Origin of the sequence: Nocardioides deserti, assembly GCF_014266025.1 — a bacterium.
Taxonomy (GTDB): Bacteria; Actinomycetota; Actinomycetes; order Propionibacteriales; family Nocardioidaceae; genus Nocardioides; species Nocardioides deserti.
Genome location: NZ_JACMYC010000009.1, coordinates 1 through 23,216, shown reverse-complemented (window position 1 = coordinate 23,216; position 23,216 = coordinate 1). Strand labels below are relative to the sequence as shown.

General features: G+C 74.3%; 26 protein-coding genes. 15 read left to right on the top strand and 11 right to left on the bottom strand.

The features are described 5' to 3' along the window. Nucleotides 1-17: 17 nt before the first annotated feature. Complete coding sequence (locus H7344_RS15055; RefSeq protein ID WP_229707117.1) at nucleotides 18-659, bottom strand: alpha-ketoglutarate-dependent dioxygenase AlkB; 642 nt, start codon at nucleotides 657-659, stop codon at nucleotides 18-20. Nucleotides 660-783: 124 nt separating this feature from the next. Between H7344_RS15055 and H7344_RS15050 the strand changes: the two genes are divergently transcribed. The 4 genes from H7344_RS15050 to H7344_RS15035 all read left to right on the top strand — a co-directional run bounded on the left by H7344_RS15050 (nucleotide 784) and on the right by H7344_RS15035 (nucleotide 5,425). Then, nucleotides 784-1,518, top strand: a complete 735-nt coding sequence (locus H7344_RS15050) for an ABC transporter ATP-binding protein (protein ID WP_186346830.1) — start codon at nucleotides 784-786, stop codon at nucleotides 1,516-1,518. After that, nucleotides 1,515-4,055, top strand: a complete 2,541-nt coding sequence (locus H7344_RS15045) for an ABC transporter permease (RefSeq protein ID WP_186346829.1) — start codon at nucleotides 1,515-1,517, stop codon at nucleotides 4,053-4,055. Before H7344_RS15050 ends, H7344_RS15045 begins: the two co-directional genes overlap by 4 nt. A gap of 182 nt (nucleotides 4,056-4,237) precedes the next feature. Continuing rightward, nucleotides 4,238-4,957, top strand: a complete 720-nt coding sequence (locus H7344_RS15040) for a GntR family transcriptional regulator (RefSeq protein ID WP_229707116.1) — start codon at nucleotides 4,238-4,240, stop codon at nucleotides 4,955-4,957. Between the two features lie 177 nt (nucleotides 4,958-5,134). Next, nucleotides 5,135-5,425 (top strand): DUF4287 domain-containing protein, encoded by a 291-nt coding sequence (locus tag H7344_RS15035; protein ID WP_186346828.1) that lies wholly within the window; start codon nucleotides 5,135-5,137, stop codon nucleotides 5,423-5,425. A 35-nt stretch (nucleotides 5,426-5,460) separates the two neighbouring features. Here H7344_RS15035 and H7344_RS15030 read toward each other — a convergent pair whose 3' ends face one another. Further along, nucleotides 5,461-5,805, bottom strand: a complete 345-nt coding sequence (locus tag H7344_RS15030; RefSeq protein WP_229707115.1) for a hypothetical protein — start codon at nucleotides 5,803-5,805, stop codon at nucleotides 5,461-5,463. A gap of 94 nt (nucleotides 5,806-5,899) precedes the next feature. Here H7344_RS15030 and H7344_RS15025 point away from each other — a divergent pair, with 94 nt between their 5' ends. From H7344_RS15025 to H7344_RS15005, 5 genes are read left to right on the top strand one after another with little or no spacing between them, the layout of a single operon-like run. Then, nucleotides 5,900-6,247, top strand: a complete 348-nt coding sequence (locus tag H7344_RS15025) for a hypothetical protein (RefSeq protein ID WP_186346827.1) — start codon at nucleotides 5,900-5,902, stop codon at nucleotides 6,245-6,247. Then, complete coding sequence (locus tag H7344_RS15020; protein ID WP_186346826.1) at nucleotides 6,247-6,966, top strand: WXG100 family type VII secretion target; 720 nt, start codon at nucleotides 6,247-6,249, stop codon at nucleotides 6,964-6,966. The genes H7344_RS15025 and H7344_RS15020 overlap by 1 nt, the downstream gene beginning before the upstream one ends. Continuing rightward, complete coding sequence (locus H7344_RS15015; protein WP_186346825.1) at nucleotides 6,963-7,208, top strand: hypothetical protein; 246 nt, start codon at nucleotides 6,963-6,965, stop codon at nucleotides 7,206-7,208. The genes H7344_RS15020 and H7344_RS15015 overlap by 4 nt, the downstream gene beginning before the upstream one ends. A 9-nt stretch (nucleotides 7,209-7,217) precedes the next feature. Then, nucleotides 7,218-7,913: a copper homeostasis protein CutC gene (locus tag H7344_RS15010; protein WP_186346824.1), complete on the top strand. Its 696-nt coding sequence runs from the start codon at nucleotides 7,218-7,220 to the stop codon at nucleotides 7,911-7,913. Nucleotides 7,914-7,929: 16 nt separating this feature from the next. Then, on the top strand, nucleotides 7,930-8,190 hold the full coding sequence (locus H7344_RS15005; RefSeq protein ID WP_186346823.1) for a DUF4031 domain-containing protein: 261 nt from the start codon (nucleotides 7,930-7,932) through the stop codon (nucleotides 8,188-8,190). 3 nt (nucleotides 8,191-8,193) lie between these two features. Here H7344_RS15005 and H7344_RS15000 read toward each other — a convergent pair whose 3' ends face one another. Next, the gene (locus H7344_RS15000) at nucleotides 8,194-8,847 is read right to left on the bottom strand and encodes an HD domain-containing protein (protein WP_229707114.1); all 654 of its coding nucleotides are present in this window, start codon (nucleotides 8,845-8,847) and stop codon (nucleotides 8,194-8,196) included. Nucleotides 8,848-8,881: 34 nt separating this feature from the next. Here H7344_RS15000 and H7344_RS14995 point away from each other — a divergent pair, with 34 nt between their 5' ends. Continuing rightward, a complete protein-coding gene (locus H7344_RS14995) occupies nucleotides 8,882-9,256 on the top strand; it encodes a nuclear transport factor 2 family protein (RefSeq protein WP_186346821.1) in 375 nt (124 codons plus the stop codon). 67 nt (nucleotides 9,257-9,323) lie between these two features. Here the strand turns inward: H7344_RS14995 and H7344_RS14990 are convergent, their stop codons facing one another. The 3 genes from H7344_RS14990 to H7344_RS14980 form a co-directional block, all read right to left on the bottom strand. Beyond that, nucleotides 9,324-10,580 (bottom strand): carboxypeptidase-like regulatory domain-containing protein, encoded by a 1,257-nt coding sequence (locus H7344_RS14990; protein ID WP_186346820.1) that lies wholly within the window; start codon nucleotides 10,578-10,580, stop codon nucleotides 9,324-9,326. Between the two features lie 86 nt (nucleotides 10,581-10,666). Then, on the bottom strand, nucleotides 10,667-11,533 hold the full coding sequence (locus tag H7344_RS14985; RefSeq protein WP_186346819.1) for an oxygenase MpaB family protein: 867 nt from the start codon (nucleotides 11,531-11,533) through the stop codon (nucleotides 10,667-10,669). A 66-nt stretch (nucleotides 11,534-11,599) separates the two neighbouring features. Next, entirely contained in the window at nucleotides 11,600-12,274 is a 675-nt protein-coding gene (locus H7344_RS14980; RefSeq protein WP_186346818.1) for a TetR/AcrR family transcriptional regulator, read from the bottom strand. 104 nt (nucleotides 12,275-12,378) lie between these two features. On the opposite strand from H7344_RS14980, the gene H7344_RS14975 reads away from it, so the two are divergent. Next, entirely contained in the window at nucleotides 12,379-13,095 is a 717-nt protein-coding gene (locus tag H7344_RS14975) for a hypothetical protein (RefSeq protein ID WP_186346817.1), read from the top strand. Here the strand turns inward: H7344_RS14975 and H7344_RS14970 are convergent. Further along, entirely contained in the window at nucleotides 13,082-14,251 is a 1,170-nt protein-coding gene (locus tag H7344_RS14970; protein WP_186346816.1) for an RtcB family protein, read from the bottom strand. The two genes, H7344_RS14975 and H7344_RS14970, sit on opposite strands and share 14 nt — an antisense overlap. Before the next feature lie 64 nt (nucleotides 14,252-14,315). On the opposite strand from H7344_RS14970, the gene H7344_RS14965 reads away from it, so the two are divergent. Together H7344_RS14965 and H7344_RS14960 are read left to right on the top strand one after the other, a co-directional pair. Further along, nucleotides 14,316-15,209, top strand: a complete 894-nt coding sequence (locus H7344_RS14965) for an aldo/keto reductase (protein ID WP_186346815.1) — start codon at nucleotides 14,316-14,318, stop codon at nucleotides 15,207-15,209. A 124-nt stretch (nucleotides 15,210-15,333) separates the two neighbouring features. After that, nucleotides 15,334-15,867: a hypothetical protein gene (locus H7344_RS14960; RefSeq protein WP_186346814.1), complete on the top strand. Its 534-nt coding sequence runs from the start codon at nucleotides 15,334-15,336 to the stop codon at nucleotides 15,865-15,867. Nucleotides 15,868-15,897: 30 nt separating this feature from the next. Here the strand turns inward: H7344_RS14960 and serA are convergent, their stop codons facing one another. From serA to H7344_RS14940, 4 genes are all read right to left on the bottom strand, one after another. Beyond that, a complete protein-coding gene (gene serA / locus H7344_RS14955; protein WP_186346813.1) occupies nucleotides 15,898-17,097 on the bottom strand; it encodes a phosphoglycerate dehydrogenase in 1,200 nt (399 codons plus the stop codon). A gap of 183 nt (nucleotides 17,098-17,280) precedes the next feature. Further along, nucleotides 17,281-18,921, bottom strand: a complete 1,641-nt coding sequence (locus tag H7344_RS14950; RefSeq protein ID WP_186346812.1) for a DNA repair helicase XPB — start codon at nucleotides 18,919-18,921, stop codon at nucleotides 17,281-17,283. Beyond that, a complete protein-coding gene (locus tag H7344_RS20780) occupies nucleotides 18,918-19,442 on the bottom strand; it encodes a CGNR zinc finger domain-containing protein (RefSeq protein ID WP_186346811.1) in 525 nt (174 codons plus the stop codon). The genes H7344_RS14950 and H7344_RS20780 overlap by 4 nt, the downstream gene beginning before the upstream one ends. A 9-nt stretch (nucleotides 19,443-19,451) precedes the next feature. Next, the gene (locus tag H7344_RS14940) at nucleotides 19,452-21,722 is read right to left on the bottom strand and encodes a helicase C-terminal domain-containing protein (RefSeq protein WP_186346810.1); all 2,271 of its coding nucleotides are present in this window, start codon (nucleotides 21,720-21,722) and stop codon (nucleotides 19,452-19,454) included. Nucleotides 21,723-21,746: 24 nt separating this feature from the next. On the opposite strand from H7344_RS14940, the gene H7344_RS14935 reads away from it, so the two are divergent. Both H7344_RS14935 and H7344_RS14930 read left to right on the top strand, forming a co-directional pair. Then, nucleotides 21,747-22,568, top strand: a complete 822-nt coding sequence (locus tag H7344_RS14935) for a PP2C family protein-serine/threonine phosphatase (protein WP_229707113.1) — start codon at nucleotides 21,747-21,749, stop codon at nucleotides 22,566-22,568. Continuing rightward, nucleotides 22,565-23,216 (top strand): hypothetical protein (locus tag H7344_RS14930; RefSeq protein ID WP_222130720.1); only part of this gene is annotated, 652 nt, incomplete at its 3' end. The genes H7344_RS14935 and H7344_RS14930, both read left to right, overlap by 4 nt.

Here is a 23,216-nt window from a genome sequence, read left to right as displayed (position 1 = left end):
CGCCGTCCCGAGCGGGCTCAGAACACGTTGAACGGGCGGAACTGCACCGAGATCCGCGGTCCGGCGTGCGCCACCTTCGGCACCGCGTGCTCCCACGTGCGCTGGCAGGAACCACCCATGACGAGCAGGTCGCCGTGGCCCATCTCGATCGAGAGGGACTCCCCGCCGCCGCGCGGGCGCAGCTGCAGCTTGCGCGGGTCGCCGACCGAGACGATCGCGACCATGGTGTCGCGGCTCGACCCGCGGCCGATGGTGTCGCCGTGCCAGGCGACGCTGTCGCGGCCGTCGCGGTACCAGCAGCAGCCGGCCGTCCGGAACGGCTCGCCCAGCTCGGGCCGGTAGTGCTCGCTCAACGCCTCGCGGGCGTCGGTGAGCACGGGGTGCGGCAGCTCCTCACCGATCAGGTACGTGTGCAGCAGGCGCGGCACGTCGACCAACCGGTCGTACATCTGTCGCTTGTCGGCCCGCCACGGCACCTCGGAGACGAGGGTCGCGAAGACGTCGTCGGGCTGCGGCAGCCAGGTCCGGCACACGTCGACCCAGGCGCCGCGGGACAGCGGCCTCCGCTCCACGTGCGCGGCGAGCGCCGCGGTCATCGCGGCCCGCGGCGTCTCCTCGGCCGGTGCCTCCGCCGCGAAGAGCGAGGTCTGGAAGTCCACGCGCCCAGGCTATCGAACGCGTGTTCGACGGACAAGGCCCGGATGACGACCCGACGAGCACCGGGGTGCGGGTCAGGGACATCCCGGTGGCGCGTCGTCGGTGCTGCGCGGGATCGTGTCCCTCATGACCGACCCGGCCGCGCGCGTGCGCCACCTGACGAAGACCTACGGGAGCGGGCAGGCGCTCGTTCGTGCGCTCGACGACGTGAGCCTCGACCTGGCGGCCGGCGAGTTCACGGCCGTCATGGGCCCGAGCGGGTCCGGCAAGTCGACCCTCATGCACTGCTGCGCCGGCCTCGACACCGCCGACTCCGGACAGGTGCTCGTCGGCGAGCGGGACCTGACCGCGATGAGGGACAAGGAGCTCACCCGGCTGCGCCGCGACGAGATCGGCTTCGTGTTCCAGTCGTTCAACCTGGTGCCGACGCTGACCGCGGGGGAGAACATCGCGCTGCCGCTCTCGATCGCCGGGCGCCGCCCCGACCAGGAGTGGTACGACGCCGTGGTCGCCACCGTGGGCCTGGGGGACCGGCTGCACCACAAGCCGAGCGAGCTCTCGGGCGGCCAGCAGCAGCGGGTCGCTGTCGCGCGGGCGCTGGTCAGCCGGCCGCGGATCGTCTTCGCCGACGAGCCGACCGGGAACCTCGACTCCCGCTCGGGCGCTGAGGTGCTCGAGCTGCTGCGCCGAAGCGTCGACGAGCACTCCCAGACGGTCGTGATGGTCACCCACGACCCCGTCGCGGCGGCGTACACCGACCGCGTCGTCTTCCTCGCCGACGGCCGCGTGGTCGAGGAGCTGCGGCGCCCCGACCGCGAGCAGGTCCTCGAGGTCATGGCCCGGATGAGCGCGCCGGCATGATCCGCGCGGCCCTCAAGAGCCTGCTCGGGCGCAAGCTGCGCCTGCTGATGAGCACGTTCGCGATCGTGCTCGGGGTCGCGTTCGTGACGGGCTCGCTGGTCTTCTCCGACACCCTCGGCCGCAGCTTCACCGCGCTCTTCGCCTCCACCGTGGGCGACGTGGTGGTGCGTCCGGTCGGCGGCACCACGACGCAGGGCGCGCCCTCGACCCAGACGCTGTCGGCGGCGCTCGTCGACGAGCTCGCCGACGTGCCGGGCGCGGCGCGCGCCGACGGCAACGTCACCGCGGTCGGCGTCTTCGTCGTCGACATCGACGGCAAGATCGTGGGCGGCCTCGGCCCGCCGGCGCTCGGCGGCAACTGGAACGACGCGCCCGCCGGCCACGGCCTCACCGGCTTGGCGGTCCAGGAGGGCCGCGAGCCGCGGCGGTCGGGCGAGGTGGTGCTGGACGAGCGGACCGCGGAGCGCGCGGGGTACGACGTCGGCGACCGCGTCCCCTTCGTGACCTCCACCGAGCGGCTCAACCTCGACGCCGAGCTGGTCGGCATCGCCGAGTTCGCCGAGGGCGGCTCGCTCAACGGCGCGACCCTCGCGCAGTTCGACACCGCGACCGCGCAGGAGCTCTTCCTCGAGGGCCGCGACGTCTACAACGACGTGTGGGTGACGGCCGAGGACGGCGTCTCCCAGGAGGAGCTCGCCGAGCGGGTCCGCGCGGTGCTGCCCGAGGGGGTCGAGGCCGTGACCGGCGACGACGCCGCCGACGAGGCCGCCTCCGACCTGCTCGAGGCGGTGTCGTTCCTGACGACCTTCCTGCTGATCTTCGCCGGCATCTCGCTCGTCGTCGGGTCGTTCCTCATCGTCAACACGTTCTCGATCCTCGTCGCGCAGCGCAGCCGCGAGCTGGCGCTGCTCCGCGCGCTGGGTGCCTCGAAGCGGCAGGTCACCTGGTCGGTCCAGCTCGAGGCGCTCGTGCTCGGCCTGGTCGGCTCGAGCGTCGGGCTGGGCCTCGGCGTGCTGCTCGCTCAGGGGATCCGTGCGGTCACCTCCTCCTTCGGGCTCGACCTCACCGGGCAGGGCCTGGTCTTCGAGCCGCGCACCGTCGTCGCGGCGTACGCCGTCGGCGTGCTCGTCACAATGGCCGCGGCGTGGCTCCCGGCCCGCCGCACCGCGCGGATCGCGCCGGTGCAAGCGCTGCGCGACGACGTGGCGCTGCCCGAGGGCTCGCTGCGCCGGCGGCTGTGGGCCGGCCTGGTGCTGGCCGTGGCCGGGCTCGCCGCGCTGGCGGCCGGCCTGTTCGCCGACGTGCCGCGCGCCGGCTGGTGGGTCGGCCTCGGCGTGCTCGCCGTGCTGCTGGGGGTCGCCGCGGCCAGCCCGGTGCTCAGCCGGCCGTTCCTGGGCGCCGCGCGGGCGGCGTACGCCCGGGTCTTCGGCGCGGTCGGCAACCTCGCCGGCCAGAACAGCCTGCGCAACCCGCGGCGCACCACCGCCACCGCGTCCGCCCTGATGATCGGCTTGACGCTGGCCTGCACGATGGCGATCGTCGGCGACTCGGCGAAGGCGACCGTCGACGAGTCGGTGGCGGAGAGCTTCGTGGGCGACTACGTCGTGAGCAGCGCCTTCGGCGGAGAGTTCTCGCCCGCGATCGCGGAGCGGATGGCCGAGGTCGACGGGGTGGCGGCGGTGCTGCGCGAGCGGTTCGCGTTCGGTGAGCGGGACGGCGACGACCAGGGCATCTCCGCGACCGATCCCGACGCCGTCGACGACCTGGGACTGACCCTCGTCGAGGGCTCCGCTGACCCGCTGCGCGACGAGACGGTCGTGGTGGAGGAGTCGTGGGCCGAGGACGAGGGCGTGGCCGTCGGCGACACGGTCACGCTCGACCTGCCGACCGGCGAGGCGCGGTGGGAGGTGGTCGGCCTCTTCGAGGACAACCCGATCGTGTTCTTCCCGCTGCTGACCACCGTCGACACGCTGCTGGCGGCCGGCTTCCCCGACCGCGACAACTACGTGGTCGTCGACGCCGAGGACGGCGCCGCCGCCGGGCTCCAGGAGCGGCTCGAGGAGGTCGTCGCCGACAGCCCGGTGGTGACGGTCAAGGACGAGGCCGGCTTCGCCGCCGAGCAGCGGGAGCCGATCGACCAGCTGGTGCTGATGATCTTCGCGCTGCTCGGGCTGGCGCTGGTCATCGCCGTGCTGGGCATCGTCAACACGCTCGCCCTCTCGGTCATCGAGCGGACCCGCGAGGTCGGCCTGCTGCGCGCGATCGGGCTCAGCCGCGCCCAGCTGCGGCTGATGATCACGCTCGAGTCGGTCGTCATCGCGGTGCTCGGCGCGGTGCTCGGCACCGTCCTCGGCACGTTCTTCGGCGTCGCGCTCATGCGGGCGCTGCGGGACGAGGGGCTCGACGTGATCAGCGTGCCGGTCGGCCAGCTGGCGGCGTTCCTCCTTGTCGCGGTCGTCGTCGGCGTGCTCGCCGCCGTGCTGCCGGCCCGGCGCGCCGCGCGGCTCGACGTGCTGCGTGCGATCGCGACCGACTGAGCCCCGACTGAGCCCCGACTGAGCCACGACCGAGCCACGACCGAGCCACGACCGAGCCACGACCGAGCCACGACCGAGCCACCACGGGGCCCGAGCGGGTGAGGCACGGGACGTGCGAAATCTGCTCCGGTTCTTCACCAAACCCGGGACAGCGGTGGTCTGGTCCGCCTAGTCTCACCCTCGTGGACGAAGTGCTGGTGACTGACGGCCGTGCGCTCAAGCACGTCCAGGTGCGCGAGTACGTGCGTTCCCTGGTCACCGGGTGCGCTCCCGGATCGCCCGCTCCCTCGGAGCGTGAGCTGGTCCACCGTTTCGGCGTCGCGCGGATGACCGTGCGCCAGGCCATGGACGCGCTGGTCGTCGAGGGGCTGCTCGAGCGCATCCCCGGCCGCGGCACGTTCGTCGCCCGACCGCGCCGCACGGCCAGCAAGATCACCGGCTACACCGAGGAGATGAACCGGCGCGGCCTGCTGGCCGAGTCGCAGACCCTCCTCGCCCGCCGCGAGCAGGCCGGCCCGGGCGTCGCCCGCGCGCTGAGCCTCAGCGAGGGCGACGCGGTCATCCACTGGCGCCGCCTGCGCCGCGCGGACGCCAAGCCGATGTGCCTCGAGGACGCCTACCTCAACGAGGTGCTCCTGCCCGGCTTCCTGCAGAGCGGGATGCCGACCAGCCTCTACGACGCGCTCGAGTCGCGCGGCCTGCGCCCCACCTGGGCCGAGGACTCGATCACCGCCGACAAGGCCACCCCCGAGGAGGCCACCCTGCTCGAGGTCGAGGCGGGCGCCTCGGTGCTGCGCCACTCCCGCCGGGCCATCGCCGGCGAGAAGGTCGTCGAGGTCTCGCGCACCGTCTACCGCGCCGACCGGTTCACCCTCTGGGTGCAGCTCGGCCAGGACTCCTGACCGGATCGCCGGCTGCAGGAGTCACCGGTCAACCGGTGACCCCTGCACATATCGGGGCAGATCTGCCCCGATAAGTGCAGGACTCCCCTGAGATGTCCCGCGAGCGATGAGCACGCCGCCCGGCGCCGGTCAGCCACCTCGCCCGTGCCGCCCGGGCACCGACGACAGGAGCGCCCCATGTCCTTCCAGGCCTACCTCGACAAGGCCGAGGAGCAGACCGGCCTCACTCCCCGGGCGCTCGTGGAGCAGGCCAACGCCGACGGCCTCGACGCCTCCTCGCGGACCAGCGAGGTGATCGCGTGGTTCAAGGCCGAGCACGGGCTGGGCCACGGGCACGCAGCCGCGCTCGCCCACGTGGTGGTCAAGGGTCCGCGGATCAGCAGCAAGCACGTCGGCACCAGCGGCAGCCACCGAGACGAGACCGACACGCTCTGGCTCGACGGACGGGCCACCCGCCCCGGTGCCTGACCCCGCGAGCACGAGCGGGCGCAACCGGCGGGCGGCTACAGCCCGCCGAGCGGGGCGACCGCCTCGCCGGACTCCTCGCACACCCAGACCGGGTCGGGGCCGCCGAGGTCGGGCTGGATGTAGAGCGCGTGCTCGGGGGCGTCGTCCCCGCAGCCCAGGCACAGCGGCCACCGCCCGGCGGTCTCCAGCAGGGCGTCCTGGACGTCCTGGGCGACCAGCCCGGCGACGTACACCTCTCCCTGGGGCCACTGCTCGGCCCACCACTGGCGCGAGGAGCACGCGTCCTCGAGCACCGAGACGGCGGCGGCGGTGGCGTGGCGACGTGCCTCGAGGTCGGCCAGCACCCGGGCCCGGGCGTTCATCAACAGCGCGTTGTCCACAGCCCCATGGTCGCTCGCGTTTCAAGCCGGGCCGGTCCCGGGCAACCCGGGAGGACCGGACGCACGGCGCGACCGGTGCCTCGGAGGTGGAGAGATGGACCTGTTCGTGACCGACTGGGACGACCTGCGGCGGCTGCCCGGCGTCCTCGACGAGACGGCCGGCCAGGCCGCGACGATCACCGCGCACGCGGTGCGGTGGGTGGCCCGGCCGGACGGGTTCGAGCCGAGCCCGGTGTGCCTGCTGCGGCCGTTGGCGGAGGCGATGGAGGTGGTGCGGGCGGCGTTCGAGGCGACGGGACGTACGGCGGTCGACGCGCTCGCCGACCTCCGGCACGGCGTCGAGGTGGCCACAAGCGAGCTCGAGGCGTCCGACGCGGCCGTGCCCGGCTGCCTGCCGCGGGTGCCGGAGCTGCCGGGCTCGCCGTTCCCCGAGGCGGCGTGATGCTCGTCGACCTGCACCTCCACGACCCGGCCCCCGGCCGGCCCGAGCTCCGGCACGACGTGACCTTCGAGGCCTGGGACGGCGCGATCTCGGCGCTGCGCGACGTCGTCAACACCGGCATCCGCGCCCTCAACCGGGTCGGCGCCGGGCTGCCGCTGCTGCCCGAGGGCTCGCTGCAGGAGCTGCTGGTGCTCCCGCTCACCGGCGACTACGGCGCCATCCGGCAGAACGCCACCGCCTGCCGCCAGGTCGCCGACGCCCTCGGCACCTGGTCGGAGAACCTCGCCTCCGTCGCGGCCACCGTCGACCCGCGCTGGGACGGCGCCGCGGGCACGACGTTCACGCTCGACCTCGGCGTCCAGGCGGTCGCCGCGCGCGGGCTCGCCGCCGTCGTCCACGGTGGCTGGCTGCTCTACGAGGAGGTCGCCGACGTCTCCGAGCGGCTCGGGGTGAAGGTCGAGATGCTGCTCGTCGAGCTCGGCAAGGCCATCGCCCGCCTGGCCCGCCGCCTGCTCGCCCGCGTCGGCGGACCGACCGGCTGGGCGACGTTCGCCGCGGAGCTGGCGCTGCGCGGGCTCGACGCGGTCACCGACATCATCGACGACGTACGCCGCGTGATCGACCTGGTCGACACGGTGCTCGACCTGCAGCGTGACGTCGCGGACTGGGCCGACACCCAGCGCGACCGGCTGGCGGCGTTCGCGGAGCTCGCGGCATGACGGGCCCGGCCAGCACAACAGGCCCGACGGGGGACGAGCCCCTCGACGCCGGCCTGCGCGAGTCGTTGGCCGCCGCCTGCGGACCGGACGCCCCGGTCGAGCTCCAGGCCCTCGCGGCCCGCGTCGCCGACGGACGCACGACCTGGGACGAGGTCTGGGAGCAGCCGCCGCCGGCGCTGGTCGGGCGGGTCCTGGCCGACGTGGCGCGGCGCTGGGCGCCAGCGGGCGGGTCCGCGCCCTAGCCTGGGCGCATGGACGCAGGCGACCCGGGGCGAGGAGCGGTGCTCGAGGTCGCCGTCGCGCACGAGCGGGACGTGCCCGGCGCCGCCGAGGGCGGGGCGGACCGGCTGCGGCTGGCCGCACCCGGCGGCCTGTCGCCGGAACCGGCCCTGGTCTCGGCGGTCTGCCGGGAGTCGGACCTGCCCGTGCTCGTCGAGCTCCGGCTGGGCGACTCCTGGACCACCACCGGCGGCGAGCTCGCCCGGCTGGTCGGGCTGGCGGCCGACTACGCCGCGTGCGGGGCGGCCGGGTTCGGCTTCGGCTTCCTCGACGCCGACCTCGAGGTGGACGTCGCGGTCTGCACGGCGCTGGCCGAGCAGCTGCCCGACGGGCTGCCCTGGGTCTTCTCCGAGGCCTTCGACGCCACCCTCGACCCGCGCCGCTCCTGGCGCCGCGTGCTCGGCCTGCCCGGCCTGGCCGGCGTGCGCTCCGCCGGGTCGCCCCAGGGCATGACCGTCGGGTACGACGACCTGCTGGCCGCCGCCGCGGACCCGGCCGTCGCCGGGCTGCTCGTGGCGGGCGGCGGGCTCCAGGCCGAGCAGGTCCCGTGGCTGCTGCGGGCCGGCGTCCGCCAGCTCGCGGTCGACACCCAGGTCCGCCCCGGCGCGTCGCACCGCTCCTACGTCGAGTCCGGCCACGTCCGCTCGTGGCGCCGGCTGCTCGGCTGAGGGGTACGGGTCTGCCGTGATCCTCGTCGACCCGCCGAACGCACCCGGCCACGGCCGGCTGTGGTCGCACCTGGCCAGCGACGCGTCCTTCGAGGAGCTGCACGCGTTCGCGCGCGAGCTCGGCATCCCCGAGCGCGGCTTCGACCGCGACCACTACGACGTCCCGGCCGAGTGGTACGAGACGGTCGTCGCCTCCGGCGCCGCGCCGGTCAGCTCGCGCGAGCTGGTCGCCCGCCTGGTCGCGGCCGGCCTCCGGCGGCGCAAGCGCGGCGCCTGAGCATCACACCCGGGCCGACGCGGGCGTCCGGGACAGCTCGTCGAGCTCGCGGGCCAGGTTGGCGCGGGCGGGTCCCTCCCAGTGCTCGCGCGCCCAGGCGGTGTGGAACAGGTGCTCCTTCTCGGCGAGCGAGAGGAGCACCTGCGCGCGGCCCTCGCGGAAGGTCTCCTCGTCGAGGTGGGCGAACTCGCGGCGCACGGCCGCGACGTACTCGTCGTACCGCCCGCGCGGCGCCGCCAGGATCGCGAGGTCGGCGTCGGAGAGGGCGCAGCCGTTTGCGTCGTCGTCCTCGGGCCGGTGGGTCTCGGTGAGCCGCACCAGCCGCACGACCTCCGCGACCACGGCCTCGTCCACCGCCTGGTCGCCCGCCGGGTCGACCAGGGCGGTCAGCGCGTCCTCGGCCCACGCGGCCGAGCGCTCCTCGGCGTCCCGCTCGCCGTCGTACACCCCGTCGTGGAACCACGCTGCCAGCACCACCGGCAGCCGGTCGAAGACCGCCCCGCGCCCGGCGAGCTCCTCGAGCCGGGCGAGCACCTCGGTCAGGTGCCGGAGGTCGTGGTAGTCGCGGTCGGGCGAGCCGTACGCCGCGGCGAGCTGGTCGCGCACCTCCTCGCCGGTGGTCAGCGGCCAGGAGGCGAGCAGATGGTCGTCGTCCACCCGCCCAGTCTGGCAAACGGCTAGGTTGCGGGCCATGCCTGCGAGCAACGAAGCCGTCCGCGCCGTCGTCGAGAAGTACGTCGAGCTGGTCGCGACGGGGACCGCCGACCAGATCGTCGACCTGTACGCCGAGGGCGCGACCGTCGAGGACCCGGTCGGCAGCGAGCCGCTGACGACGCGCGAGGCGATCCACGCCTTCTACGCCACCCTCGAGGGGCTCGAGCAGGAGACCCGGCTCGTCGACGCTCGTGTGGTCGCGGGAGAGGCGGTGTTCGCGTTCGAGGTGCGCACGAAGGCCGGCGACCAGACCTACGTGCTGGCGCCCTTCGACGTGATGACCTTCGACGACGACGCGCGGATCACCAGCATGCGCGCCTACTGGGGCGACGCGGACATGACCGTCGCCTGACCCTCGGCCGAGTCGCCACCTCTGGCACGCCCAGTGGTCAGTTCGGTGACCGAGCCGTTCAGGCCGCTCAGGCCGCGCAGGCCCCGCTCTGGCCGGGCTTGCGGGGCAGCAGCACGTCGCCGACGTCGGTCTGCTCGCTGGTGCGCACCGAGATCCCGCTGAGCTCGGTGCGGCCGAAGCGGCACTTGCCGGCGTCGCCGGGGCCGAGGTAGTCGGTGTAGGGGCCGGGCGAGGCGACGATCGTCATGCCCTTCTGGCTGAGGATCGCGCCGCTGAGGGTGAACCGCCCGGCGTCGTTGGTCGTGGCGGTCGCGACCTTGGCGCCGGACCTGTCGAAGAGCAGGACCTGCGCGCCGCCGAGCGCGATGTCGGGCTCGGACTCGTCGACGACGCTGCCGGTCACCCAGGCGCCGCGCTTGGTCCAGCGGAAGGTGCTCGCAAGGTCGGCACGGCCGGCCTTGACGAAGGCACCGGAGACGTTGCCGCGGCGGGCGAGCCAGATGCCGACGCCGGGCGCGTCCATGACGTACTTGCCGGGGAAGAGGCCTTGGAAGGTCACCGTCCCGCTCTTGGCCTTCGCGGTCCAGAACTGGCCGGTGCGCTTGCTGCTGACCGTGACGAAGAAGCTGCCGTCCATCCGGCTGCCGTCCGGCTTCTGCAGGTCGACAAGCAGGCTGCCGCCGCGCTTGCCGAGCACCACCTTCGTGTCGGCGACCTTGCCGCGCTTCAGGCCCCGCAGGTAGACGCTGGGACCGACGAACTGGGCCTGCCGGTCGTAGCCCCACACCGAGTAGCTGCTGCTCGGCAGCCCGCCGATGGCGAACTGGCCCTTGGCGTTGGCCTTGGTCTCGTAGGACTGGCGGAAGGTGTTGGCGGCCACCACACGAGCGCCGGCCGCCGGCCTGCCGCCGGCGCGGACCGTGCCGGTGATCGCGGCGCCGCGCTCGAGCCGGACGTCCTTCTGGATGCGTTGGCCGGAACCGAGCCGGACGGTGACGTCGGCCGGGGCGTACTTGGTGACGTCGTACGCGGGCCGCTGGTCGACGAACTGCAGGTGGTAGGTCCCGGGCGGGAGCGACAGCGAGTAGATGTCGGAGGTGACCCGGCGCTCGCCGAGGTAGCGCCAGTCCTTGCTGAACCACAGCATCTTCAGGTTGACCTTGCCGCCCTGCGGGTTGATCACCTGCCCGCGCACGGTTCCGTTGGCGGCCTGGGCGGGCGCTGCGGGGCCGAGCGCGGCCAGCAGCGAGGCCAGCAGGCCGACGACGAGTGCCAGCGCCCAGACGCGACGGCGGGCACGACGGCGGGCGGAAGGGGTCCCCATGCGAGCAGCCTAGGAACGCCGACCCGCCGAGCGCGCAAGAACGGCTCAGGGTTGCCTCAAGAAACCGGCTCGGGGAACGGCGCGTCTCAGGAGGCCGTGCGCGGTGCGGCCGGGCCCGAGGCCGTCATCGCCCACCGGATCGTTCCGACCGCGAACGAGCCCAGCACCCGCACGACCGTCCGCTCCGAGACCGGCAGCCACGGCAGCAGCAGGTGGCGGCGGGTCCAGGCCGGCATCAGCCCGACCGCGGCGGCGACCAGCACGCCGTACGGCGCGCGGGCCGGCAGCGGGAGCGGCGGCTTGAAGAGCAGGTAGCGCACGGCCTCACGGGCCTCGGGGGTGCCGCGCAGCTCAGGACGGTACGCCGCCAGCGCCTCGCGCAGCTCGGCCTCGTTCGTCGGCGGGTCGATCACGCCGAGCCGGCGGGCGACCTCGCCGACCTGGGCGACGTACTCGTCGCGGCCGGCCTGGTCGAGCGGCTCCGCGCCGTACGTCGTGTGGGCCAGCAGGAAGCTGTCGACCTCCGCGACGTGGACCCACCTCAGCAGGTGCGGGTCGCTCGCGGCGTACGCCGACCCGTCCGGCATCCTGCCGGTGATCCGGTCGTGGATGCGGCGCACCATGTCGACCGCCTGCTGCGCGTCGTCGGCGTGCCCGAAGGTCGTGACCGCCAGGAACGTGCTGGTACGGGCGAGCCGGCCCCACATGTCGCCGCGGAAGCCGGAGTGCTCCGAGACCGCGCGCATCGCGGCCGGGTGGAGCGTCTGCAGGAGCAGCGCCCGGATGCCGCCCACGAACATCGACGCGTCGCCGTGCACGCGGGCGATGGGGCTGTCGGGCTCGAACCACCGCGGGCCGGGGCGGCCGTGGATGCGGGCGGCCTGCTTCGCCCCGTCGGGCCCGGCGACCCGCAGGAAGAGCGCCTGGCCCAGCCGTTCGCGCACCGTGGTCACGTGCTCGAGCCTACGGACCGGCACCTACGCGGTCACGGCTCGCGGCACGGCCGGGCCGCGAGCCGCTCACAGCCCGAGGTCGTCCGCCTCGCGCTCCACGATGGCGGCCCACAGGTCGTCGGCCGGCTCGAGGCCGCCGACGAAGTGGCCGTTGAGCTCCAGCGTGAGCAGCCCCACCAGCCGGCCGAAGGCGCCGATCAGGGTGAGCATCGTGGCGCGGTCGACGTCGAGGTCGAGGGCCGCGCCGGTCGCGTCGAGCTGAGCGCCGAGCCGGCCGCCGACATCCCGGCCGGTCCCGATGCCGCGGTCGTCGGCGACCGGTGTGCACAGTGCGCGCACGACCCGCGCGGCGGGCGCAACGGTGTCGGCCGGGGCGGTGTACCCCGGGATCGCCGACCCGTAGATCAGCGCCCAGCGGTGTGGCTCCGCGCGCGCCCAGGTGCGCATGGCCGCGCAGCCGTCCACGAACCGGTGGCGAGCGCCGCGCCGCGGGTGCTCGACCGCCACCTCGACGGCCGCGGCGAGGTCGTCGTACGCGTCGACGATCAGCGCGGTGATCAGCTCGTCGCGGCTGGCGTAGTAGCGGTAGATCGCGCTCGAGACGAGGTCGAGCGCACGCGCGACGGCCCGTAGGGAGAGCGACGAGGCGCCGCTCTCGGCCAGCTGTGCGAGCGCCAGCTCCTTGATCCGGGCGGTGGTCTCGGCCCGCGCGACCGCCCGCGGCGTCGGTGCTCCGGTCATGGCACCAGCATGGCACAAAGAGAGAGCGGTGCTCTTGCCATCGGTGGCATGCGTGTGCCACGCTCGCCTCGAACAGAGAGCACCGCTCACACTTTGGAGGATCAATGAACCGCTCGCGCCCCGCCACCGCCGCCACGACCACCGCCGTTGCCCTCGCCGTCGCCGGCGTCGCGCTCGCCACCTACCCGGCGCTGCGTCCCTACGGCCCCGAGTCCGGCGCGGCCGGGGCGGCCGACTTCGCGTCGACCGCCTGGCTGCTCTCGCACGCCCTCGGCATGGTCGGCTTCGTCGCCATCGCCGTGGCCCTGCGGGTCGCCTCCGCCGCACCGCCGTGGCCCTGGACCGGGCGGCCCGTGCGGGAGGCGGAGTCGCGGGCGTGGCTCGCCGTCGCACTGCTGCTGCCCTACTACGGCGCCGAGGCCTACGGCCTGCACGCCGTGGGACGGCATGCCCTCGACTCCGGTGACGCCGGGGTGCTCTCGGTCGCCGACGCCTTCCGCTACGCACCCCTGGAGGTCACGACCTTCGGGCTGGGGCTGCTCGTGCTCGTCCTCGTCGGAGGCCGGCTCGCCCACGGCCTCTGGCACACCGGTCGTCTCGGACGCGCCGGCGGCGTGCTGGCCGGCCTCGGCCTCGTCACCTACCTGCCGCAGTTCTTCGGCACGCCGGGCGTGCGCGTGCTGCACGGCGTCGTCCTCGGCGCCGGGCTGGTGCTCGTCGCCCTCGCCACCGCCCGAGCCGGCAGGCCGCCCGCCACCATCCCTGCTGCCGGCACGACGCTCGCCGTCGCGGAGCCGGCGCCCGTCCTCAGTCGCCCTTGACGTTGACGATCTGGCGCAGCACGTGCCGGACCTCGACCAGGTCGCGGGCGTCGGCCATGACGACGTCGATGTCCTTGTAGGCGGCGGGGATCTCGTCGATGAAGGCGGAGGTGTCGCGGTACTCGATGCCGGCCATCGCGGCTCGCAGGTCGTCCTGGGAGAACGTCTTGCGCGCCCGCGTCCGCGAGAAGCTCCGGCCCGCCCCGTGCGGCGCGGAGCGGAGCGAGTCCTCGTCGCCACGGCCGACGACGACGTACGACGCCGTCCCCATCGAGCCGGGGATGAGGCCGGGCCGGCCGGCCTCGGCGTTGATCGCACCCTTGCGCGAGAGCCACACGTCCTCGCCGAAGTGCGTCTCGCGCTCGGTGTAGTTGTGGTGGCAGTTGATCTCCTCGGTGCGCTCGACGGCTCCGCCGGTCCACCGCTCCACCTCGGCGACGAGGCGGTCCATCATCTCCTCGCGGTTGAGCAGCGCGTAGTGCTGCGCCCACTGCATCTCGCGGATGTAGGCGTCGAACTCGCGCGTGCCCTCGGCGAGCCACGCAAGGTCCCGGTCGGGGAGGTCGATGCCCTCGCGCTCGCACCGCTTCCGGGCGACCGCGACGTGCTTCTGGGCGATCTTGTTGCCGACGCCGCGGGAGCCGGAGTGCAGGAACAGCCAGACCCGGTCCTCCTCGTCGAGGCTGACCTCGATGAAGTGGTTGCCCGAGCCGAGGGTGCCGAGCTGCAGCTCCCAGTGCTTGGCGTACGACGCGGGGTCCAGGCCGATCTCCTCGGCCTCGCTGCGCAGCAGGGTCAGCCGCTCGCGGGTGTGGTCGCGGGTCACCGCGTCGTTGCGGGCGCCCGCCGACAGCGGGACCGCCCGCTCGACGGCCTCGCGCAGCCGCCGCCGGTCGCCGGGGAGGTCGGCGGCGGAGTGCTGGGTGCGGACCGCGATCATCCCGCAGCCGATGTCCACGCCGACCGCGGCCGGGATGATCGCGCCCCTCGTCGGGATCACCGACCCGACGGTCGCGCCGAGGCCGAGGTGGGCGTCGGGCATCAGCGCGACGTGCGGGTGGATGAAGGGCATCGACGCGGTCGTCACGGCCTGGGCGCGAGTGCCCTCCTCGAGCACCGACGCCCAGCTGAGCAGGGTGGGGCTGATCCGTTCCACGCCTCCGCCCGTACCCCGTTGCGCTCCCGGGTTTCGGCCCCGGCGCCCTGGGCACCGAGCCGCGGTGAGGACACGAGTGATCGGCAACGACCAGGTCGGCCGGGTGGAGGTCGGGGCGATCGGCCTCGGGCTGATGACGTTCGACCAGTCCGGCAGCCAGCCGCGCGAGCAGCTGGCCGACACGGTGCGCGCGGCGCTCGACGCGGGGGTGGCGCTCTTCGACACCGCCGACGCCTACGGGCCGGGGGAGGAGAAGGGCATCGGCGCCCAGGGCGCAAACGAGGAGCTGATCGCCGGGCTGCTCGACGAGCTCGGCGTGCGTGACCAGGTGCTCCTCGCCACCAAGGGCGGCCACGTCCGCACCGACGGTGGCGGCTGGGACACCGACAGCTCGCCCGAGCACCTGCGGGCAGCCGTCGACGCCAGCCTCCAGCGGCTCGGCGTCGAGCAGATCGCACTGTGGCAGCACCACCGGCCCGACCCGAAGGTCCCGTACGACGAGGTCATCGGCACGCTCAAGGAGATCGCCGACAGCGGCAAGGTCCGGATGGTCGGCCTCTCCAACGCCGACCCGGACCAGATCCGCGCCGCGCACGCGGTGCTCGGCGGGGCGCTGGCGAGCGTGCAGAACCAGTTCTCCCCGGCGTTCCGCTCCAGCCGGCCCGAGATCGACGTGTGCGAGGAGCTCGGCCTGGCGTTCCTGCCGTGGAGCCCGCTCGGTGGGCTCGGCGACGCCAAGTCGCTCGCCGAGAAGCACCCGGCCTTCGCCGAGGTCGCCGAGGCCCGCGGCGTCAGCGCCCAGCAGGTCGCGCTGGCCTGGGAGCTCGCGCAGTCCCCGGTCGTCATCCCGATCCCCGGCGCCAAGCGGCCGCAGTCGATCACCGACTCCGCCGCGGCCGCCGACCTCGAGCTCACCGACGAGGAGCTCGCCCGGCTGGACGCGGACCAGCCGGCCTAGACGTCCCTGTGGTGGTGGACGGGTACGACGAGGGGTCGCCCATGGGGGCGGCCCCTCGTCGTCGTACCCCGCTCCACCGGCCCGTCGCCGGTTCGCCGACCGCAACCCCGGGTACCCGGCGCCCATGATCGGGCGCGTCGTGGGTGAGGGACTGCTGGCCGGCGCCGTGGGCGTCGCGGTGATGACCCTGGGGGAGAAGGTCGAGCAGCGGCTGACCGGCCGCCCGAGCTCCTACGTCCCTGCCCGGGTCCTCGAGCGGCTCACCGGGCTTCCGGAGCAGACCGGTGGCCGGGCGCTCGCGACGAACTGGGCGATGCACCACGGCCAGGCCGCGCTCGTCGGCGTCCTGCGCTCGGCGATGGCCCACGCCGGCCTCCGCGGGCCGCTCGCGTCCGCGAAGTTCGGCGTCGTCCGGCTGACCACCGACCAGCTGCTCGAGAACGCCACCGGTGTCGGCGCCCCGCCGCAGACCTGGCCGCGCGGCGAGCTCGCCGTCGACCTGCTGCACAAGGGCGTGTACGCCGCCGTCACCGGTCTCGTCGCGGACGCGCTGGCCGCCCGCAGCGGACCGGGCCCCGGCCAGCGGCACGCGGCCGCGCGACCCGGCCGCACCAGCGGCGTCGGTCCGCTGCCGCGGGCGGACGTCGGGAGCCGCTGAGCCGCGGACCGACAGGATCCGCGGAGCGGCTCAGGCCGACCAGGTGCGGACCCAGAGCCCGTTCTCGGAGGCGGCGAGCCGCTCCAGCGAGCCAGCGGAGAGCGGCTGGGCGGCGTCGGTGACGACGTACCCCACCTCGCCGCGCGTCGCGAGCTGCTGCTGGACCACGTTGTCGCCCTGCTCGGCGAGCATCTCGTTGAGCCGGGCCAGCACGCCGGGGACGTTGCGGTGCAGGAAGCCGAGCCGGTGGCCGGTGCGCAGCTCCGGGACGTTGACCGCCGGGAGGTTGACCGACAGCGCGGTGCTTCCGTGCAGCGCGAACGACGCGAGCTTGCCGGAGACGAACCAGCCGATCTCCTCCTGCGCCTCCTGCGTGGACCCGCCCACGTGCGGGGTCAGGATCACGTTGTCGAGCCCGCGGAGCGGCGACTCGAACGGGTCGCCCTGCGCCTTCGGCTCGACCGGGAAGACGTCCATCGCGGCGCCGGCGATGTGGCCGGACAGGATGTGCTCGCGCAGCGACTCCGTGTCGACGACCATCCCGCGGGCGGCGTTGACGAACATCGCGCGCGGCTTCATCTTCGAGAACTGCTCGTGCCCGAAGAGGCCGGCGTTGCCCGGCCGGCCGTCGATGTGCAGGCTGACGACGTCGGAGATCGCGAGCAGCTCGTCGAGGGTCGACATCCGGCGCGCGTTGCCGTGGGCCGGGCGGTCGGCGGTGTCGAAGAAGACGACCCGCATGCCGAGCGCCTCCGCGACCGTGGACAGCTGGGTGCCGATGTTGCCGTAGCCCACGATGCCCAGCGTCCGCCCGCGCACCTCGTGGCTGCCCTTCGCCGACTTGTCCCACACGCCGGCGTGCATCTTCTCGATCTTCTCCGGCAGCCGACGGGCCAGCGCGATGATCTCGCCGATGACCAGCTCCACGACGCTGCGCGTGTTGGAGTACGGCGCGTTGAACACCGCCACGCCGCGCTCGGTCGCCGCGGCGAGGTCGACCTGGTTGGTGCCGATGCAGAAGCAGCCGACCGCCAGCAGGTCCGGCGCATTGGCCAGCACCTTGCCGGTGACGTTGGTGTTCGACCGGATCCCGAGCAGCGAGACCCCCGGGAGCGCCTCGACCAGCTCGTCCTCGGAGAGGGAGCGCGCGAGCAGCTCGACCTCGTACCCCTTGGCCTCGAGCGACTCGACGGCCACCGGGTGGATGTTCTCCAGCAGCAGTGCCTTCACGCCTCCGACCCTAGGACCGCCGCCGCCGTTGCTCCGATTCGTCGCGGGGCGGTGAGACGCCGGGTCCCGCTGCGGCTGGGTGTGGTTGCGGAGGCCCAGGAGGGTGCTTGGAGGCCCAGAAGTACGCCGTCTCCAGGCACACGACCCCCGATCCCCGGGAGCCGCAGCGGCCGACGAGCACCCTCAGGCCGGCAGGTCCTCGGCGTCGAGGATCCGGTAGGCGTACCCCTGCTCGGCGAGGAACCGCTGCCGGTTGGCGGCGAAGTCGGCGTCGACGGTGTCGCGGGAGACGATCGTGTAGAAGTGCGCGGTCTTCCCCTCCGACTTCGGCCGCAGCAGCCGGCCGAGCCGCTGCGCCTCCTCCTGGCGGGAGCCGAAGGAGCCGGAGACCTGGATCGCGACCTCGGCCGAGGGCAGGTCGATGGAGAAGTTCGCGACCTTCGACACCACCAGCAGCCCGACCTCGCCGGAGCGGAACGCGTCGAAGAGCCGCTGCCGCTCCCTCACGGGGGTGTCGCCCTTGATGACGGGGGCGCCGAGGGAGGCGGCGAGCTCGTCGAGCTGCTCGATGTACTGCCCGATCACCAGCGTCGGCTGGCCCGGGTGCGAGGCGACGATGTCGCGCACGACGCGGGTCTTCTCCGCGGTGCACGAGGCGAGCCGGTAGCGCTCCTCGGGCTCCGCCACGGCGTACACGAGCCGCTCGTCGGTCGGCAATGTCACCCGCACCTCGACGCAGTCGGCGGGGGCGATCCAGCCCTGCGCCTCGATGTCCTTCCACGGCGCGTCGTACCGCTTCGGCCCGATGAGGGAGAACACGTCGCCCTCGCGGCCGTCCTCGCGCACGAGCGTCGCGGTCAACCCGATCCGCCGCCGCGCCTGGAGGTTCGCGGTCATCCGGAAGATCGGCGCGGGCAGCAGGTGCACCTCGTCGTAGACGATGAGGCCCCAGTCGCGGGCGTCGAGCAGCTCGAGGTGGGGGTAGACGCCCTTCCGCTTGGTCGTCAGCACCTGGTACGTCGCGATGGTGACCGGTCGGACCTCCTTGACCGAGCCGGAGTACTCGCCGATCTCGTCCTCGGTCAGCGACGTGCGCCGCACCAGCTCGTCCTTCCACTGGCGCGCGGAGACGGTGTTGGTGACCAGGATCAGCGTGGTGGCCTGCGCCTGGGCCATCGAGGCGGCGCCGACCAGTGTCTTGCCGGCGCCGCAGGGCAGCACGACCACGCCGGAACCGCCGTGCCAGAACGACTCGGCCGCGTCGCGCTGGTAGTCGCGCAGCTGCCAGTCGTCCTCGAGCAGCGAGATCGGGTGCGCCTCGCCGTCGACGTAGCCGGCGAAGTCCTCGGCCGGCCACCCGATCTTCAGCAGCGCCTGCTTGAGGTTGCCGCGCTCGGAGGCGTGGACGACCACGGAGTCCTCGTCGATGCGCTCGCCGAGCATGCCCTGCACCTTCTTGGCGCGCAGCACCTCCTCGAGCACCGGCCGGTCGGTCGAGGTGAGCACCAGCCCGTGGGTGGGGTGCTTGTCCAGCCGCAGCCGGCCGTAGCGGGCCATGGTCTCCGCGACGTCGACGAGCAGCGCGTGCGGCACGGCGTAGCGGCTGTACTCCAGCAGCGTGTCGACGACCTGCTCGGCGTCGTGGCCGGCGGCGCGGGCGTTCCACAGCCCCAGCGGCGTCAGCCGGTAGGTGTGCACGTGCTCCGGGGACCGCTCGAGCTCGGCGAACGGAGCGATCGCCTTGCGGCAGTCGGCCGCACGCTCGTGGTCGATCTCGAGGAGCAGGGTCTTGTCGGACTGGACGATGAGCGGTCCGTCGTTCATGCGGGTGCGACTGCCTTCTGCCGGGCTCGGTACGCCGCCACGTTGGCCCGCGAGGAGCAGCGGTCCGAGCAGTAGCGGCGCGACTGGTTGGGGGAGGTGTCGACGTACACCTGTGTGCAGGGGGCGGCCGCGCAGACCCCGAGGCGGGTCGGGCCGAGGTCGCAGACCAGCGTCATCAACCCCAGCAGGGACTCGCCGACGAGCAGCTCGGCCACCGACGCGCTGCGGCTGGCGACGTGGACGTGCAGGTGGCCGTCGTGGTCGGTGATCCGCGGGCTGACCGGGTGCCGCGTCATCAGCTCGTTGAGCCCCTCGACCACGCCGGCGACGTCGCCGCCGGCCGAGGCCTCGAAGACCGGCCGGAGCTCGCGCTGGTGCTTGCGCAGCAGCATGCAGTCGCGGTCGGTGGCCTGCTCCTGGAGCCAGGCCCGCCCGGCGAGGTGGTCCCGCAGCGCGTCGACGTCGGGGAGGTCCGCGTTGAGCAGCGCGGCCGACTGCTCGGCGTACCTCAGGAAGTCCACCGGACGAGTCTACGGAGACGCCGCAACGGGCTTGACCGACGTGATCCGGTGCACGGCGAAGGTCCGGACGTCGTCGCTGCGGTGGTCGTGGGCGGTCAGCTGGCCGCCCTCGACCGAGACCGGGTCGACGATCCGCTCGGTGGACGTGCCGTGGTTGTCCACGTAGGAGATGAGCACCGACGCGCGGGTCTCGACCGCCTCGCGCAGCGCGGCCAGCGACCCGCTGGGGCTCAGCGTGGCCGCCGTCGCCGGACGGGTCTGCGCGGCCTGGTCGCCGGAGCGGATCGCGGTGACGACGGCGCTGGCCGCGGCGGAGCGGTGCGCGGCGGCACGGGCGCTCGCGCCGGCCAGGGCGCGGCGGTCCTTGGGCGTCCGCGCACGCAGCACGTCGGGCCGCGCGACGTGCACGGTGCCGTCGGGCGCCTCCACGACCGGGGAGCCGCCGAGCTCGCGCAGCCGGGGGAGCAGCACGTCCAGCGGCGTCGTCGAGACCAGGACGGTCGGCGCGATCCGCCGCAGCCCCAGCCCGGCCGCCTTCGGGTGGTGCTCGAGCTCGGTCAGCGCCGACTCGTCGTCCGAGCGCAGGAACGCCTCGACCGCGCCCACGCGCACCGCGCCGTAGGTGCGGGCGGTGTCGTCGACGAGGTACGTCAGCGGCTGGGGCACCGGCGTCCGCGACACCGACCCGACGAACTCGTGCAGCTCGACCGCCGTCCACCCCGAGTCCAGGGCGCGGCGCACCGAGCCCGGCGTGAACCGGTAGACCGTCGCCCCGCCCCGCGACTCCACGTCCGCGACCAGCTGCAGCCGGCGCGCGAGCGAGGACTCGAGCGGACCCGGCGCGACCGCCGTCAGGTCGGCCTGGAGGAGCACGTGGTCGACCGGCTCGGGCAGCAGCCCCGCGAGGGACGGTGCCGGGTCGTCGCCGTGCAGCAGGGCCCGTGCGTACGTCGCCAGGCCGCCCAGCCCGCACAGCCCGAGCGCCGCGGCCTCGACGAGCGCCGCCGCGACCTGGTCGGCCCGCGTGCGGGGTCGCCGCGGGCGCAGCCAGGCGACGCGCGCGACGACCGACGGCGGGCCGGTCCCGGAGGCCACGACCGTGCCCGGCGGGAGGTCCGCGAGCACCTCCAGCGCCATCCGCCGAGCCTCGGCGGCGAGCCCCGAGGACAGCTCGGGCTGCAGGGCGTTCCACGCCTTGCCCTGCGGGTCGCGCTGGCCGACGAGGCTCGGCAGCCGCGCGGTGTCCAGCCAGGCGCGGGCCAGGGCGGCCCACCGCGCGGCGGGCTCCTGCGCGGACCAGGAGTCGAACAGGTCGGTCGGCACCCACGCCGGGTTGCCGTCGCGGTCGGCCGCGGTGGCGAGCAGCCCGGCGGCGTACGCCGTCTCGACCAGGAGCGCCGCGGTCGGCTCGTCGACGTGCAGCAGCGTCGCGGTCGCCTTGAGGTCGCGCACGCCGAGCCCGCCGCTGCGCAGTGCCGTCGGTGGCGCGGTGCTCCACTGGTCGAGCAGGAGCTCCACGCGACGTACGACCTCGAAGGCGGCGCCCGCCGCGGCGCGGTCCACGAGGTCGCCGGAGCGCTCGGAGGTGACGACCTCGGGCACCTCGTCGACCGACTCCCGGGTGGTCGTGCCGCCGCGCAGCGCCAGCCCGACCTCGCCGGGCAGCACGACCACGCCGCCGCTGCGAGGCACGAGCAGCCGTCGGGCGAGCAGCTCCTCGGCCGGGGTCGCGGCGTCGGCGACGCTCACGTGGTGGCGCGAGGTGCCGGTGGTCGCCTCCCCGCCCTGCTCGGCCACGTGCTCGAGCAGCGTGCGGGCGGCGGGGGACAGCTCGTCCAGCCGGCGCCGCACCTCCCCCGGCGGCGGGGCGTCCGCCGAGCGCGGGTGCAGGCCGCTCGTGCCGCCCCCGCGGACGCCGGCCATCGCCTCCGCGACGCCGGTCAGCGCGCGGACTCCCGCGGTCGACTCCCAGGCGAGCGCCAGGTCGAGCAGCCGGTCCAGCGCCGCGGACGTCGCCCCCGGCGCGGCGCGCACCAACGTCACGAGTTCCTCTGGTGTGGTTTGACCTGCGACGACGAGGGCATCAAGGACGCAGAGCTCGAGCCTCGTGAGGCCGTCGAGCGCACGCATCAGGGACGATCGAGTGGCCGCGCGGGACGCCAGCTGGCCGGAGTCATGAGGGGCGGGAGTGGCGAGATCGGGACGCTCGTGCAGGAGCCGGGACAAGCGCTCGTCCGACCAGCTGCGCAGCTGGTCGGCGAGCGAGCGGTGTCCGGGCATCCCCTCAACGCTACCGAGCCGCCCGTGAAGGCCGTCGAGCTCCACCACGGGGCCGCGACCGACGTGGGGCTGGTGCGCGAGGTCAACGAGGACTCCTACCTCGCGGCGCCGCCCGTCTTCGTCGTCGCCGACGGCATGGGCGGCCACGAGGGCGGCGACGTCGCGAGCGCGATCGTGGTCGAGGAGTTCGGCCGGCTCGCCGATGCCGGCTACGACCCTGCCCGCGGCACCGACGTCATCGCCGGGACGCTGCGCGACTGCCAGCGCCGGATCTCGGAGTACGGCGCGGCGCAGCGCGCCCGCGGAGCCGGCGGGTTCCACGCCGGCACCACCGCCGTCGTCGCGCTGCTCGTGGAGGACCACGGCGAGCCCAAGTGGCTGCTCGCCAACCTGGGTGACTCCCGCATCTACCGCTTCAGCGAGGGCCGGCTCGAGCAGGTCAGCGTGGACCACAGCGTGGTGCAGGAGCTCGTCGAGGCCGGCGCCATCACCGAGGACGACGCCGCGGTCCACCCCGAGCGGCACGTCATCACCCGCGCGCTCGGGGGCCCGGACGCCGCCGAGGCCGACTACTTCCTCCTGCCGCTCGGTTCGGTCGAGCGGCTCGTGCTCTGCTCCGACGGCGTCACCGGGATGATCGGTGACGACCTGATGGCCGAGATCCTCGCCCGCGCCGACGACCCCCGGGACGCCGCCGACCAGCTCGTCGGCGCGGCGCTCGCCGCCGGTGGCAAGGACAACGCGACGGTCGTCGTCGTCGATGTGGTGGGATTGGTCAGCGAGTTCTCCTACGACTCCGACGCCCAACGGGTGAGTCTCGAGCAGAAATTGGGGGCCCTGCCGTGAGCGAGCAGACGACCCGGTCCTACCGGCCGGGGGAGTGGTACGGCGTGCTCGGCGACGACACGGTCCTGCTCCTCCCGCCCGACGAGCGCACCCGCGCGGCCGCGCTGTGGTCGCTCGTCGACGGCGGCGCCTCGACCGACGACCTCGTCGACGCGCTGCTCTCCGGTGGCCTCCGCGCGCTGCCGGCCTTCGTGCTCGCCACCACCACCGACGACGGCGCCACCCGCCTGCTCGTGCGCGGCCGGGTGCGGGTGACCGTCGCCGCCGACGGCGAGACCGTCGAGGTCGACGGCGCCTCGGCGAGCACCTGGGTCGAGCGGTCCTGGGTCAGCGTCTCGGCGCTGTCGGTCGTCCTCGACGAGCGGCCGGCCGGCCCGGACCTGCTGGCGACCACCGGCCTGGTGCGCCTCTCCCGGCTACAGCACCCCGCCGAGGCCATGGGCACCGGACCCGTCGGGGTCGCCGCCGTCGACGAGCCCGACGACTTCGGTCCCGAGCACGAGACCGAGCTGTCCGAGGTCACCGACGAGGACGACGAGCCCGCCACCGCCGCCACCCCGGTGCCGCCCCCGCCGCCGCCCCCGCCGCCGGCACCGCTGCCGGCCCCGCCGACCGGTCCGACGGACCTGCCGCCGCCTCCGCCCGGCC